15 protein-coding genes are annotated in these 13,432 nt (G+C 70.7%); 6 read left to right on the top strand and 9 right to left on the bottom strand.

The genetic code is table 11. The features are described from left to right. Positions 1 to 8 precede the first annotated feature (8 nt). Positions 9 to 929, top strand: a complete 921-nt coding sequence (locus CSX12_RS03980; protein WP_124894927.1) for a sugar kinase — start codon at positions 9 to 11, stop codon at positions 927 to 929. A 27-nt stretch (positions 930 to 956) separates the two neighbouring features. Here CSX12_RS03980 and CSX12_RS03975 read toward each other — a convergent pair whose 3' ends face one another. Genes CSX12_RS03975 through CSX12_RS03955 form a run of 5 tightly spaced genes read right to left on the bottom strand, consistent with a single transcriptional unit; the run spans position 957 to position 6,461 of the window. Next, positions 957 to 1,823: a MurR/RpiR family transcriptional regulator gene (locus CSX12_RS03975; protein WP_124894926.1), complete on the bottom strand. Its 867-nt coding sequence runs from the start codon at positions 1,821 to 1,823 to the stop codon at positions 957 to 959. A 14-nt stretch (positions 1,824 to 1,837) separates the two neighbouring features. Beyond that, positions 1,838 to 3,355, bottom strand: a complete 1,518-nt coding sequence (locus tag CSX12_RS03970) for a glycoside hydrolase family 3 N-terminal domain-containing protein (protein WP_124894925.1) — start codon at positions 3,353 to 3,355, stop codon at positions 1,838 to 1,840. Beyond that, positions 3,352 to 4,185, bottom strand: a complete 834-nt coding sequence (locus CSX12_RS03965; RefSeq protein ID WP_017203736.1) for a carbohydrate ABC transporter permease — start codon at positions 4,183 to 4,185, stop codon at positions 3,352 to 3,354. The genes CSX12_RS03970 and CSX12_RS03965 overlap by 4 nt, the downstream gene beginning before the upstream one ends. Next, entirely contained in the window at positions 4,182 to 5,156 is a 975-nt protein-coding gene (locus tag CSX12_RS03960) for a sugar ABC transporter permease (protein WP_124894924.1), read from the bottom strand. The genes CSX12_RS03965 and CSX12_RS03960 overlap by 4 nt, the downstream gene beginning before the upstream one ends. A gap of 15 nt (positions 5,157 to 5,171) precedes the next feature. Next, positions 5,172 to 6,461 carry a sugar ABC transporter substrate-binding protein gene (locus tag CSX12_RS03955; RefSeq protein ID WP_124894923.1) on the bottom strand — a complete coding sequence of 430 codons (1,290 nt, stop codon included), beginning with the start codon at positions 6,459 to 6,461 and terminating at the stop codon, positions 5,172 to 5,174. Between the two features lie 150 nt (positions 6,462 to 6,611). On the opposite strand from CSX12_RS03955, the gene CSX12_RS03950 reads away from it, so the two are divergent. The 4 genes from CSX12_RS03950 to CSX12_RS03935 all read left to right on the top strand — a co-directional run bounded on the left by CSX12_RS03950 (position 6,612) and on the right by CSX12_RS03935 (position 9,940). Further along, complete coding sequence (locus CSX12_RS03950; protein ID WP_124894922.1) at positions 6,612 to 7,868, top strand: LCP family protein; 1,257 nt, start codon at positions 6,612 to 6,614, stop codon at positions 7,866 to 7,868. A 30-nt stretch (positions 7,869 to 7,898) separates the two neighbouring features. Then, complete coding sequence (locus tag CSX12_RS03945) at positions 7,899 to 8,759, top strand: fused MFS/spermidine synthase (RefSeq protein ID WP_124894921.1); 861 nt, start codon at positions 7,899 to 7,901, stop codon at positions 8,757 to 8,759. A gap of 118 nt (positions 8,760 to 8,877) precedes the next feature. Then, positions 8,878 to 9,405, top strand: a complete 528-nt coding sequence (locus tag CSX12_RS03940; protein ID WP_017203741.1) for a hypothetical protein — start codon at positions 8,878 to 8,880, stop codon at positions 9,403 to 9,405. Between the two features lie 46 nt (positions 9,406 to 9,451). After that, positions 9,452 to 9,940, top strand: coding sequence for a SprT-like domain-containing protein (locus tag CSX12_RS03935; protein WP_026049918.1), 489 nt, complete (start codon positions 9,452 to 9,454; stop codon positions 9,938 to 9,940). A gap of 7 nt (positions 9,941 to 9,947) precedes the next feature. Here the strand turns inward: CSX12_RS03935 and CSX12_RS03930 are convergent, their stop codons facing one another. Then, on the bottom strand, positions 9,948 to 10,412 hold the full coding sequence (locus tag CSX12_RS03930) for a DUF3054 domain-containing protein (RefSeq protein ID WP_124894920.1): 465 nt from the start codon (positions 10,410 to 10,412) through the stop codon (positions 9,948 to 9,950). Between CSX12_RS03930 and CSX12_RS18830 the strand changes: the two genes are divergently transcribed. Next, entirely contained in the window at positions 10,411 to 10,542 is a 132-nt protein-coding gene (locus CSX12_RS18830) for a hypothetical protein (RefSeq protein WP_263971443.1), read from the top strand. The genes CSX12_RS03930 and CSX12_RS18830 overlap by 2 nt on opposite strands. Here CSX12_RS18830 and CSX12_RS03925 read toward each other — a convergent pair. The 3 genes from CSX12_RS03925 to CSX12_RS03915 are packed head-to-tail and all read right to left on the bottom strand — an operon-like array spanning position 10,526 to position 13,422. Then, positions 10,526 to 11,185, bottom strand: a complete 660-nt coding sequence (locus CSX12_RS03925) for a 2-phosphosulfolactate phosphatase (RefSeq protein ID WP_124894919.1) — start codon at positions 11,183 to 11,185, stop codon at positions 10,526 to 10,528. The two genes, CSX12_RS18830 and CSX12_RS03925, sit on opposite strands and share 17 nt — an antisense overlap. Positions 11,186 to 11,203: 18 nt before the next feature. Continuing rightward, complete coding sequence (locus CSX12_RS03920; RefSeq protein ID WP_124894918.1) at positions 11,204 to 12,664, bottom strand: ABC transporter permease; 1,461 nt, start codon at positions 12,662 to 12,664, stop codon at positions 11,204 to 11,206. After that, positions 12,661 to 13,422 (bottom strand): ABC transporter ATP-binding protein, encoded by a 762-nt coding sequence (locus CSX12_RS03915; RefSeq protein WP_017203744.1) that lies wholly within the window; start codon positions 13,420 to 13,422, stop codon positions 12,661 to 12,663. Before CSX12_RS03915 ends, CSX12_RS03920 begins: the two co-directional genes overlap by 4 nt. Positions 13,423 to 13,432: the final 10 nt, after the last annotated feature.

The following is a 13,432-nucleotide window of genomic DNA, read 5'->3' as shown; positions in this document are numbered from 1 at the left end:
TCCAGAACGTGTCCGACACCGCCCCGCTCGCCGTCTGCTTCGGAGAGGGCATGGTCGCCCTCGTCGCCGCGGCCGCCGGTCCCCTCGAGGACTGTCGCACGTTCCACCGCTCCCTCGCCGGCGCCGAATGGAACACGGCCATCGCCCTGGCCTCCGCCGGCATCCGCGCCGCCGTGATCTCCCGCGTCGGCGACGACGGCTTCGGCCGCTTCCTGACGGCCGAGCTGCGCGCGCATGGGGTGGACGACACCGCCGTGGAGACCGACGCCGATGCGCCCACCGGCCTGTACGTCAAGGAGCTCACGGCACTGTCGGACGGCACCGTCGGCGGCACCATGCACTACTACCGTGCAGGGTCGGCGGCTGCCGCACTGTCCCCGCAGACGCTCACGGCACCGGCGGCGGCGGCCCTCCTCGCCGACGCCGCGCTCGTGCACACCTCCGGCATCACGCCCGCGCTGTCGCCCTCGGCCCTCGCCGCGCAGGAGTCGCTGTACGCCGAACCGCACCCCGACCGGCTGCTCAGCTTCGACGTGAACTGGCGCCCCGCGCTCTGGCGGGGCCGCGAGGAGGAAGGCCGCCGGATCGTGTCGGACTTCGTCCGGCGCGCCGACATCGTGTTCTGCACCCGCCCCGACGCCGAAGCGGTCTTCGGCACCAGCGATCCTCGGGAGCTGCGTGCCCTCTTCCCGCAGCCGCGCCACCTGCTGGTCACCGACGCCCGCGGCGCCGTGGCCTTCGACGGCGCGGAGATGGCCGAGAGCGACGCCATCGACACTCCGGTCGTGGAGACCATCGGAGCCGGAGACGCCTTCGCCGCCGGCTTCCTGGCCGGCGTCCTCGCCGGCCTCTCGCTGACCGGGAGCCTCGCACGCGGTCACCGCATCGCGACCAGGGCGCTGGTCAGCACCCGAGACCACGTCGACTGACGCACGCGGACGGGCCACGCACCGCGATCAGCTGCGGCGCCGCGCCGGGACCGCGTCGTGGGTCCGCTGCAGCGAGACGGCGACCGGCTCGCCGCGGTGCTGCACCACGCGCACGAAGAGCACGTCGACGAGGGCGAGCTGCGCGATACGGCTCGACATCGCCGCCATCCGGAACGGCGACTCGTGCGCGTGGGTGAGCAGCACGACGTCTGCGACGAGCGCCAACGGCGAATCCGCGGCGCTCGTGACGGCGACCGTGAGCGCGCCGGCATCTCGGGACACCTCGAGTGCACGGATCGTCTCCGCGGTCTCCCCGCCGTGGGAGAACGCGATCGCGACATCGCCCGAGGTGCGCAGCGCCGCCGTCGTCACCGCGAGGTGCGGATCGGCCGAGTGCGAGACGGAGCATCCGATGCGCGCGAGCTTGAGCTGCAGATCCTGCGCGGTCAGCGACGACGCGGCCTGGCCGAACAGGTCGATGTGCCGGGCGGCGACGATCGCACGGGCCACCTGGTCGAGCGCCGGTGCGTCGAGGGCGAGCGCCGTCTTCTCGATCGCGTCGATCTCCTGTGCCGCGAGCTTCGCGGCGATCGCCGACGGCCCGTCGTCCGGGTCGATCGCCGTGGTGTCCAGGCCGAACCGGGCCTGCTGCGCCTGCTCCAGCGTGATGGCCCTGGCCACGGCGACGCGCAGCTCCCGGTAGCCGCTGTAGCCGAGCGACTGCGCGTAGCGGGCCACCGTCGACAGCGAGGTGCGGCACAGCTGGGCGAGGTCGTTGATCGCGAGGTCGACGACGAGTGTCGGGTCTCCGAGGATCGTCTCCGCGACGCGCGCCTCGGCGGCGCTCACCTTCGGAAGCGAGCGCCGCACCAACGCGAGAACGTCATCGTCCATGGATGGATCCTGTCTCAGCCGGCCCTGGGCGTCCTCTGCGACACGGGGAAGCGACCCAGAAGCGCCTCGCGCGCGAGCTGCGCACCGAGCCGGCTCGCCGCGGCCACCTCGACGACCGGCAGCGGCAGCGGGCGGACGGCCGGAAGCCCGACGTTGACCACGACGGCACCGGCATCGCGCACCGCCGCTCGTTCGACGAGAGCCCGCTGCGCATCATCGGTGTCCGGCCGGTCGATCAACAGCACCGTGGTGCCGGCAGCCGCGCGCATCTCGTCCAGCACGCGGTCCTGATCGTCGATCGGCGCGGCAGCCACATCCAGCCGCACGCGCACGCCGTCACCGGCGAGCGCCGCGGCGACGTACGACCCCGCGCTGTCCACGGCCAGCGTCGAACGGCGTCGCGCGTCGATCACGGCGAGGTCGGAAGCACGGGGAGCCTCCCCGGAGACCGTCAGGACCCGACGCACGATGTCGGCCGCGTCGAAGGCCTCCTCGGCCTCCTCGGCCTCCTCGGCGCCCGCGGCGGCGACGCGCAGTTTGGCGGCCAGCGTCGCGACCCGAGCCGCCGCCTCCTCCACGCGCTCCCGCGGAAGGGATCCGTCCCGGAGCGCCGCGACGATGCCGTCCCGTGCGGCACGGAAGTCCCGCTCGTCCTGGTCCGGCAGCGCGGCGTCGCCCGGGTTGGTCGGGTTGCCGATGCAGAGCAGGTCGGCTCCGGCGGCGAGGGCCAGCGCCGCACCGCCGCCGAGCCCGACGGTCTCGCGGATCGCCGCCATGTCGAGCGCATCGGTGATGATCACGCCGTCGTAGCCCCAGTCGCGCAGCATGCCGAGCACGCGCGGGTTCAGGGTGGCCGGCTGCTCGCCCCACGCCGGAACGACGATGTGCGCCGTCATCACGGCGTCCACGCCCGCTTCGACGGCGGCGCGGAAGGGCGCGAGGTGCACGCGCTCGATGTCGTTGACGTCGAGGGTGATCTCGGGGAGCGCATGATGCGAGTCGAGGTGGGTGTCGCCGTGCCCGGGGAAATGCTTGACGCACGCGGCGACCGCCGCATCCTGCAGACCGTCGATCGTCGCCACGACGTGACGGGAGACCAGGTCGGGGTCGTCGCCGAACGCCCGGACGCCGATCACCGGGTTGCGGGGGTCGGTGTTCACGTCCGCGACGGGACCGAGCACCACGTTCGCGCCGACCGCTCGCACGCGGCGGGCGAGTTCCGCCCCCGTGCGCTCCGAGGCCACGAGGTCGTCGAGGAGTCCGAGCTGCGCGGCTCCCGGAACCGTCGACCCGGAGGCGGACTCGAGGCGGGTGACGCTGCCGCCCTCCTCATCGATGCCGATCAGGGCGTCCGGGTTCGCGGCGAGGATATCGGCGCTGAGCGCGGACAGCTCGTCGCTCACGTTCTGACCGAAGTACACGACCCCGGCCAGACCGTCGCTCAGCTCGTCGCGCAGCCACTGCGGAGCGGTCGTGCCGAAGAAGCCCGGCCACAGCACGCCGTTCGCGAGGCGCTCCAGGTCGTCGGTCATCCCTTCACGGCTCCTGCCACCATGCCGGAGGCGAGCTTGCGCTGCACCAGCACGAAGAAGATCATGACGGGCACGGTGATGATGGTCGACGCGGCCATGATGCTGCCCCAGTCGTTCGAGTGCAGACCGAAGAACGACTTCAGACCGATCGAGACCGTGTACTGGTCGGTCTGGGCCCCGAGGATCGTCATCGCGAAGATGAACTCGTTCCACGCCGTGATGAAGCTGAAGATGCTGGTCGCGACGAGGCCCGGCATGACCAGCGGCAGCAGCACCGAGCGGAACATCCGCCACCAGCTCGCGCCGTCGATGTACGCGGCCTCCTCGAGCTCGACCGGCACGGCGGCGACGAAGCCGCGCAGCATCCAGATGCCGAACGCGAGCGACAGGGCGACGTACACGACCATCAGTCCGAGGATGCTGTTGAGCAGGCCCAGGCTCTTGACCTGCAGGAACAGCGGGATGACGAGCGCCTCGAGCGGCACCATCTGCACCACCAGGATCATCATCAGGATCGTGGTGCGGAACTTGAACTTGAAGCGGGCCACCGCGACCGCGGCGAGCAGGCAGACCAGAGCGCTCACGAGGACCGTGACGAGCGCCACGATCGCGGAGTTGCGCAGGTAGGTGCCGAAGCCGCCGTCGGTGAGGACGAAGGCGAAGTTGTCCCACGTGAACTCCTGCGGCAGGAGCGACTGCCCGCCGCTGGACGCCTTGCCGTCGAAGGCGCTGGACACCATCCAGTAGACCGGGAACAGGGTGAAGATCAGGACGGCGGCTACCGCGATGCCGAGTCCGATGCGCGAGCGGAGCCGAGGGCGCGGGTTCACAGCTCGTCCTCCTTCATGAGGGAGCGGATGTAGACGATCGTGATGCCGATGAGCACGAGCGTGAGCAGCACGGCGAGGGCCGCGCCGAAGCCGTAGCGGTTCTGCCCGAAGGACTCCACGTACGACCAGACGCCGAGGTTGAGCACCTGTCGGTTGCCTCCTCCGCCGCCGGGCATCAGGTACACCTGGGCGAAGACCTTGAAGTCCCAGATGGTCGACAGGATGATGACGACCGAGAAGACGGGGCGGAGCGTCGGGAAGATGATCTTCCAGAATCGGCGCCAGGCGCCGGCGCCGTCGAGGGCTGCAGCTTCGAGCATCTCCTTCGAGACGCCGAGCAGTCCGGCGAGCACCGTGATGGCGACGAACGGGAAGCCGTGGTGCACGACGTTCAGCAGCACGATCGCGTAGAACGACCACTGGTTCGTGAACCAGTTGACCGGGTCGTCCATGAGGCCGAGGTCGCGGAGGACGGTGTTGAAGATGCCGCGGTCGGCATCGAAGATGAAGGTCCAGACGTAGGTGCCGGTCACAGCGGGCATCGCCCAGGCGACCATGATGCAGCTGGAGACGATGACCCGCCAGGTGGTGCCGAGGCGGGCGAGCAGCAGGGCGACGAGCGTGCCCACGGCGACGGTGGTGAAGACCGCCACGGCAGCGAAGCCGACGGTGTTGGGGAGCACCACCGTCCAGAGCGTCGGGTTGGTGAGCGCCTCGACGTAGTTGCCGAGGCCGATCCAGTTGCTCTCCCCGGTGTTGATCTCACGCAGGCCGTAGTCCTGCAGCGAGTAGATGAACACCTGGACGAGCGGCCAGAGCATGAGCACCGCGAGGATGGCCAGCCCGGGCGCGAGAAGAAGCCAGGGGCGGGCCGCGACGATCGAGAGACCGCGTCGCTTCCGGCCGCCGGCCACGGAGGCGGAGGGGGACTCCGCCTTCGTGGCCGGCAGTGGCGCTTGCACCATCGACATGGAAGAGCTGCTTCCTTACTTCTGGTTGAGCAGTTCGGTCATCTCGGCGGTGGCGTCCTTCGTCGCGGTCGCGACGTCCCTCTGCCCGCTGAGGATGGCCTGGATCATGGAGTTGGTCGTCTTCTTCGCCTGCACGGCGCCGAAGTTCGGGGTGACCGGGACGGATGCCCCGCCGTCGACCATCTGCTCGGCGAACGGCGCGACCAGCGGGTCGGTCGAGGCGAGGGCCTCTTCCATCGCGGACTGGACGCCGGGGAAGTAGCCGGTCTCGTCCGACCACTGCTCGGCGAACTCGCCGGTGGTCATGAGCTCGACGAACTTCCATGCGAGGTCGGCGTTCTTGGTCGTGTTGAACACCGACAGGTGCGATCCACCGAGCACGGACGGGGCGATGCCGCCGTCCTGGCCGGGGATGACCGCGGCGCCGATCTTGCCCTCGAGGTCGGGGTTCGCCTCGATGAGCGACTTCGGCGTCCACGAGCCGGAGAGCATCATGGCGACGTTGCCCTGCGTGAACGCGTCACGGAGGTCGGTCTCCTTCCAGGTGGTCGCACCCGCGGAGGAGAAGCCGTGCTCGGTCGCGAGACCGGTGTAGAACTCGATGCCCGCCTGCGACTCCGCGCTGTCGAGCTCGCTGGTCCAGGTGTCGCCGTCCTTCGTGGCGATCTCGCCGCCGGCACCCCAGACCCAGGGGTAGACCTGGAACTCGGCGTCACCGGGGACCGGGAAGGGGAGCATGTCGGGCTTGGCGGCCTTGATGGCCTCGCCCGCGGCGACGATGTCGTCCCAGGTCTTGGGAGCCTCGAGGCCGAGCTCTTCGAACACGTCGGCGCGGTAGACGAGCGAACGCACGCCCGCGTACCACGGCATGCCGTACAGCTCGCCGTCGTAGGTGCCGGCGACCTCCAGGCCCTCGACGAGGTCGTCGCGGAGGCCGTCCTCGGCGTCGACGTACTCATCGAGCGGCTCGAGCGCGCCGGCGTCGGCGAACTCGGCGGTCCAGGTCGTGCCGGTCTCGGCAACATCGGGGGTCGTGCCACCGGCGATGGAGGTCACGAAACGGTCGTGGGCGTCCGCCCACTGGATCTCCTCGATGGTGACCGTCGCGCCGGTCTCCTTCTCGAAGGCGTCCGAGACCTTGTCGTAGAAGGCGGTGGCGTCCGGGTTGGTGCCCTTCATGATCCAGACGGTGAGCTCCTGGCCCTCGCCGTCGGCGGAACCGTTGTCGCTGCCGCCGGCGCAGCCGGCAAGGGCGAGCGTGGCCACGGCGCCGAGCGCCACGGCCGGAAGAATGCGCTTGTGCATTGCGGGGATCTCCTCTTTGAAAGTCCTGGCGGGCATCGGGTACTCACCGGGGGTTAGGAAAAAGTATCCACGACTAACTAATTCCCTGCAAGTTCCTCCCACAATCGTCATATCCCCGTAACATCAGGCGTCACGGGTAGGCTCCGGACCATGATTCGACGCGGAGAACACGCCGATCGCCCCACGGTCGCACGCCATGCGACCCTGCCGACACCGAGCGCGGGGGCCACCCTGCTCAAGTTCCTCGGCATCGCCGTCGCGGTCGTCACCGTGTCGGCGGTCGCGGTCGCCGGCTTCCTGGCCGTCGACGTGTTCAACCGCGTCGGCGACGGTGCGGTCGCTCTCGAGGGGGCGCCGGAGGTGGACCCTCCGACGCTGGGCGCCTACCCCGCGGACAAGGCGTTCAACATCCTCGTCATCGGCACGGACGAGTGCGGCGAGAGGGCCACGGCGCTGTTCGCCGAGCGATGCGAGGAAGCGGATGGGCTCAGCCGCAACGACGTGACGCTCCTCGTGCACGTCTCGGCCGCACCCCGCAACGTCACGGTCATCTCCCTCCCCCGCGACCTCGGCGTGCCCGTCCCCGAGTGCACACGGGAGGACGGCTCGGTGGCCTCGGCGATGTGGAAGGCCTCGATCAACTCCGTGTTCGAGCATGCGGGACTCTCCTGCGTCGCGAAGACCGTGAGCGAGCTGGGCGACATCCCGATCGAGTTCGCCGCGAAGATCAGCTTCGACGGCGTGATGGCCGTCACCGACGCGATCGGCGGGGTCGAAGTGTGCGTGGCCGGTGACGGCATCCGCGACCGCCACACCGGCCTGAACCTCACACCCGGCACGCACACCGTCTCCGGCGTCGAAGCCCTCCAGTTCATCCGCACGCGCCACGGCGTCGGCGACGAGAGCGACCTCGCGCGCATCTCCAACCAGCAGCAGTACATGTCCCGGCTGGCCAAGAAGGTGCTCAGCGAGGAGACGCTCACGGATGTGCCGAAGGTCCTGCGCATCGCCAACGCCATCGCCGACAACATCGACCCGAGCGAGTCGCTGAACGACCCCCTCCGCCTCGCACAGTTGGCGCTCGCCCTCAAGGATGTGCGCTTCAGCGACTTCGCGTTCGTGCAGTACCCGAACGTCGAAGACCCGGACGACGACGACAAGGTGGTGCCGAACGAGGCGGCGGCCGAGGCCCTGTGGACGGCCGTGAAGTCGGGCCAGCCGCTGCAGCTGACGGGAGGCGTCACCACGCACCGCGGTGTCGAGCTCGTGACCCCGGCGCCGGGGACCGCACCGGAGACCTCGGAGCCGCCGGCCACCGCGGAGCCCGAGGTGCGGACGACGCTGCCGCCGGACATCTCGGGGCAGACGCTGGAGCAGGAGACCTGCGCGGTGGGCAACCAGCGCTGACGCTCCGAGGCGCGGCGTAGGCTCGATCCCATGGGACGGACGCGCGCACGGGACACGGAGCATCCCGAGGCGCGCCTGGATCACGGCGGGATCGCGCGCATCGTGCCGTCCGAGTTCACGAGCGGCTTCGAGCTCATCGTCGACGGCACTCCGCAGTCGCACGTCGATCTCGACGACCCGACGCACCTCCACTTCGAGTACATCGTGCGCATGGGAGCGGTGATCGATCAGCTGCCCCCGGGGCCGCTGACCGCGGTGCATCTCGGCGCGGGCGCGCTCACGATCCCGCGCTACATCGAGGCGACGCGTCCCGGGTCCCGACAGCAGGTCATCGAGCTGGAGGCACCGCTCGCCCACCTCGTCCGCGAGCACCTGCCACTGCCGAAGGGCGCGGCCATCCGCATCCGGATCGGGGATGCCCGCGAGGGCGTCGGACGGCTGCCCGGCGCTCTGCAGTCGAGCTGCGACCTCGTCGTCTCCGACGTCTACTCCGGAGCCCAGACCCCGGCGCATCTGACCAGCGTCGAGTTCTACCGCGAGCTCAGCGGACTCCTCGCCCCCGGAGGCGTGCTGCTCGTCAACGTCGCCGACGGCCCTGGACTCGCGTTCGCGCGACGACAGGCCGCCACCATCGCCGAGGTGCTCCCCGAGGTGGGCGTGCTCGCCGACACCCAGGTCCTCAAGGGCCGTCGATTCGGGAACCTCGTGATCGCCGCCTCGGCCGCTCCCCTGCCGACCGAGTGGCTGCCGCGGATGCTCGCCGCCGGCCCCCACCCCGCCAAGATCGCCCAGGGCGCCGAGGTGCACTCGTTCATCCAGGGCGCACGGGTCGTGACGGATGCCGACGCCGTGGCCTCGCCCCGACCGGACGCCTCGCTCTTCCTCCGCTGAGTCGCGGGGCCACCCGACCGCGGCGTGTCGCGGACCGGATACGGCGACCAGGGCGCGCCGCCGGGACGACCGCGGAACCGGAAGGCACACTGGACGGGGACGCTGCGGAAGGAGAGCAATGAGTTTCATCCGGGGATACGACCAGGAGACCCTCCGCGAGGTGGTCGATCTCGACGAGTGCGCGACGCGTCTCGCCGAGATCGAGTCGCAGCGCAGCCTGCCTGCGCTGCTGGAGCGGGTCTGGTTGTTGAAGGTTCTCGACCGCCTGGACGAGGCGCTGGCGCTGGCCGACGAGGCCGTCCGCCAGGCGCGCATGGCCGGCACCCGCAAGGACGTCCTCCGCGCGCGTGTGCTCCACGCGACGATCCTCCAGTACCGCGGCGCGCATGCCGCGGCCGAACAGGAGCTGGCGACCTGCGCCGCGGAGGCCGAGGGGCAGCGGTGGCTGTCGATCGCCGCCTTCGCCTACCAGCATCACGGCAAGAACGCCTACGACGCCGGCGACTACGAGACGGCACGCGACAGCTTCAAGCAGTCCCTGTTCCTGCGTCGCGAATCCGGTGCCCAGGACAGCGAGCTCGAGACCGCGCTGCTCGCGATCGAGGCGGCAGAGCGCCGTCGCCCGTCGCAGCTCATCGCCGGCTGAGCCGCGCTGCGAGCCGGTTGTCGGATGCATGGCTTAGCCTGATCGCATGGCGGAACTTGACCGGGTGCGCGTCTGGGGCGAAGCACTGATCACACTGCATCTCGATGACAGCTGGTCCTTCGGCTTCGACCATGCCAAGCGTCGGGCCGGGCAATGCGACTACACGAAGAAGCGCATCACGGTCTCCCGCTACCTCGCCGCACGATTCGACGACGACGAGATCCATCAGGTGCTGCTGCACGAGGTCGCCCATGCGCTCGCCGGGCACGCCGCAGCGCACGGTCCGGCATGGAAGCGGATCGCGCACGACCTGGGCTACGTCGGCGGCACGACCCATCACGGGGAGACCGCCGTCGAGCTCGCTCCCTGGGTCGGCAGCTGCCCTGCCGGGCACGTGACCTACCGACACCGCCGCCCCACGAGACCCACCTCGTGCGCGCGCTGCTCACGCACGTTCGATCCCCGGCACCTGTTCGCATGGACGCGCCGAGAGATCTCGACCGATGCGCGACTCGCCGCGCAGATGCCGCGCTGAGACCGCCTCAGCGGATCGCATCCCCGGAATCGTCAGCATCCGAGACAGCAGCGGCCCCGGTGCCCGTGCTGGGCCCGGCGTCCTCCTCGACGGCGGCGCCCGCTGCACCGGATGCGGCTCGACGACGACGCAGCAGAGCGGCGATCGCGCGCCATCCGACGAGGAACACCCCCAGCACGATCGTCGCCACGACGATGAACGGCACCTCGGCGGTGTCTCCGCTGAGGACGCGGATCAGCATGCCTCCGGCGACCGTCACGACCCAGACCACGGTGCCCCACAGCATCGACCACGGCCGACGGGGTCGGCCGGGCAGGAGCGCCGCGAGCAGATGCCCGATGACCAGCGCGATCAGGAAGGGCCAGGCGGTGAGGAGGAACCCAGCCGGGTCCTCCTCATGGGAAGCGCGACCGATAGCGGCGAAGATCAGCACGAGCACGACGTCGACGATGACAGCGGGAAGGTACCTCATGCCACGACCCTACGTGCCCGGAGCCACGACGGCGCCTCCCTCGCGGCGGACACCGGAGATCGGCTTCTCCGCGGCGATCCGCGCCCCCGGCATCGGCGAGACGGCGGCGGACGTCACTCGAATCGTGTGAAGACCCCTTCGCGCAGCACCGGCACGGCGTCGACCGCGTCCACCACCGCCGCATCGGCCACCGTGGTCGGCGTCAGGCCGACTGCCTCGATCCGCGCGGTCGCCGCGACGCCGCTCGCGAGTTCGCGACCCGACCCGCTCGCGCCGACCATGTGCCGGAGGGCTCCGCGAAGAGCGCGGAAACCCTCGGCGGCGACGGCCGCATCGGGGGCCGTGTGGTCGATGCCGCGGTCGGACAGAGCGAGCACGATCGCCCCGGCCCCGAGCTGGTCCTCGACCGCGAACCGCAGCGCCCCGGACGGCTCGAGCTCGCCTGCGGCGATCACCGCGACCGACGTGCGCGCCTGCCGGCGCTCCTGAATCGTCTGCACCGCGCGGGCGACCGCCGAGGCGTTGCGCAGCCCGCCGATCAGCACGGTCGCCTCCGGGGATGCGGCCGCCGCCAGGGCCGCGCCGTTCCGGGACCACTGCTCGGCTTCCGCGAGGTCGACGTCGACACCGGAGGCGACCGTGTCGATCACGATGGACGAGAAGCGCAGCACGTCGACGACCACGACGACATCCGCAGCGGCGAGTCGGGCGAGGCCCGCGCCGCCCCAGTCGAGGCGGACCTGGTACGTGGACTGATCGAACGGAGACGGCACCCGACCAGCCTAGAGCCGTCAGTCCGCGGCGAGCGCCTCGACCGGTGCCACCCGGGTCGCCAGCCGCGTCGGAGTGGCGGCGGCGACGAGCGTCAGAACCGCCGTGGCGAGGACGATGATCGCCACGGGGACCCACGGGATCTGCGGCGCCACGAGGCCGGCCGGGACGAAGTCGGGCAGCGTGGGCACGGAGCCGAGCAGCGACTGGGCCGCGATCCAGCCGTAGACCACACCCAGGACGAGTCCGGTGAGGGTCGCCGCGACCGTGATGTGCGTGGCCTCCAGGAGCACCATCCGACGCACCTGTCGGTTGGACAGGCCGATCGACCGCAGCAGGCCCAGCTCCCGACGCCGCTGCACCACGCCGATCGTCAGCAGGTTCACCAGGCCGACCGCTGCGATCACCGCGGAGACGGCGACGAGCACCATCATGACCGCGGCGAAGGCGTCCATCGGCGCGAAGAACTCCTCGGGCACCTCACCGGTGACCTGGCTCAGCATGAGGCGCTTGGCGGACTCCAGCGCCACCGCGAACATCGTCACCAGGGTCACGCCCATCACGACGCCGATCGCCATGCGGGACGAGCGCTCCGGGTAGCGCAAAGCGTTCTCCGCCGCCAGACGGGCCGTCGCGCTCGAACCGAACATCTTGCCGACCAGGCGCAGGACCGGCGGCATGAACAGCACCGATCCGAGTGCCAGGCCCGTGAACGAGAGCACGCCGCCGAAGAAGGCGACGACCACGCCGAGCGGCGTGAGGAGTCCGATCAGCACGCCGCCCACGAGCAGCGCGGCGCCGGTGACGAGGAGCACCCAGGCCGCGACGTGCCTGCTCGGCTTGCCCGACACCTCGTCGTGGGTGCGCTCGACCGAGCCGCCCAGCGCCTGCAGCGGGGTCACGGAGAGGACCCGTCGGGAACCGGCCCAGGCTGCCGCCCAGGTGGTGAGCGCGACGCCGACGGCCGGCAGCACGACGAAGGGCTGCGCGAGGGAGAAGTCCGCGGGGGCGTTGTCCATCAGCTGCGCACCCACCTGCACGCCGACGGCCGCCAGCAGGAGTCCGACGACCAGCCCGATGGCGGCGCCCAGCAGGCCCACCACGAGTCCCTGGCTCCCGACCTGCGCGCGCTGCGAGCGAGCGGTGGCCCCGATCAGGCGCAGCAGCGCGATGCGGCGGGTGCGACCGGCGATGATGGTCGAGAACGTGTTCGCGGTGACGATCGCGGCCACGTACATCGCGACGACGGTCAGCAGCACCGACAGCAGGGCGACGACGAATGCGAGCGTCTCGCTGTCGCCGATGAACGGATCCGCCTGCAGCACCGTGCCGATGTAGGCCGTGACCTCGACGAGCAGGACTCCGAAGGCAGCCGACAGCGCGGCGACCAGGATGCTCGCGCCCATTCCGCGATCCCGCAGCCAGGAGAGCCGCGGGCCGGTCGCCCTCGTCTCGGGGACGACGGTGGCGACGGCGGTCATGCCGCCACCTCCGCGGCGAGCATGTAGGCGGAGATCTGCTCGGCCGTCTGGCGCGGGTGATCGGCGACGATACGGCCGTCGCCGAGGTAGAGCACGCGGTCGGCGTGGCTCGCGGCGATCGCGTCGTGCGTGACCATCGCGATCGACTGCCCGTGCTCACGACTCGCGGTCGCCAGCAGGTTCAGCACCTCTCGTCCTGTCTTCGAGTCGAGATTGCCCGTGGGCTCGTCGGCGAAGACGAGGTCGGGCGCCGTCGCCAGAGCACGGGCGATCGCCACGCGCTGCTGTTGTCCCCCGGAGAGCTGATGCGGCCGGTGGCCCAGCCGCGAGCCGAGGCCGAGCGTCTCGATGAGCCCGTCGATGCGCGCACGCTCGATCGCGCTCGGACGGCGACCGTCGAGCTCGAAGGGCAGCAGGATGTTGCCCAGGGCGTCGAGCGTGGGCACGAGGTTGAACGCCTGGAAGATGAAGCCGACCCGGCGGCGCCGCAGGATCGTGAGGTCGATGTCCCCCAGGCCCGTGATCTCGGTGTCGCCGATCCAGGCGCGGCCCTCGGTCGGGCTGTCGAGCCCGGCCATGATGTGCATCAGGGTGGACTTGCCGGAGCCGGACGGCCCCATGATGGCGGTGAACTGGCCGCGACGGATGCCCACGCTCACGTCATCGAGCGCTCGCACCGTCCCCTCGCCGGAGCCGTAGGTCTTCTTCAGATGCTGGACGCGGGCGGCGAGCCCCAGGTCGGTGGTCGTGATCTCCATGGCTTCGACG

The organism is Microbacterium sp. Y-01 (genome assembly GCF_003856715.1).
Lineage (GTDB): Bacteria > Actinomycetota > Actinomycetes > Actinomycetales > Microbacteriaceae > Microbacterium > Microbacterium algeriense.
The sequence above is the reverse complement of the archived record's forward strand: the minus strand, read 5'-3'. Positions and strand labels throughout refer to the sequence as shown.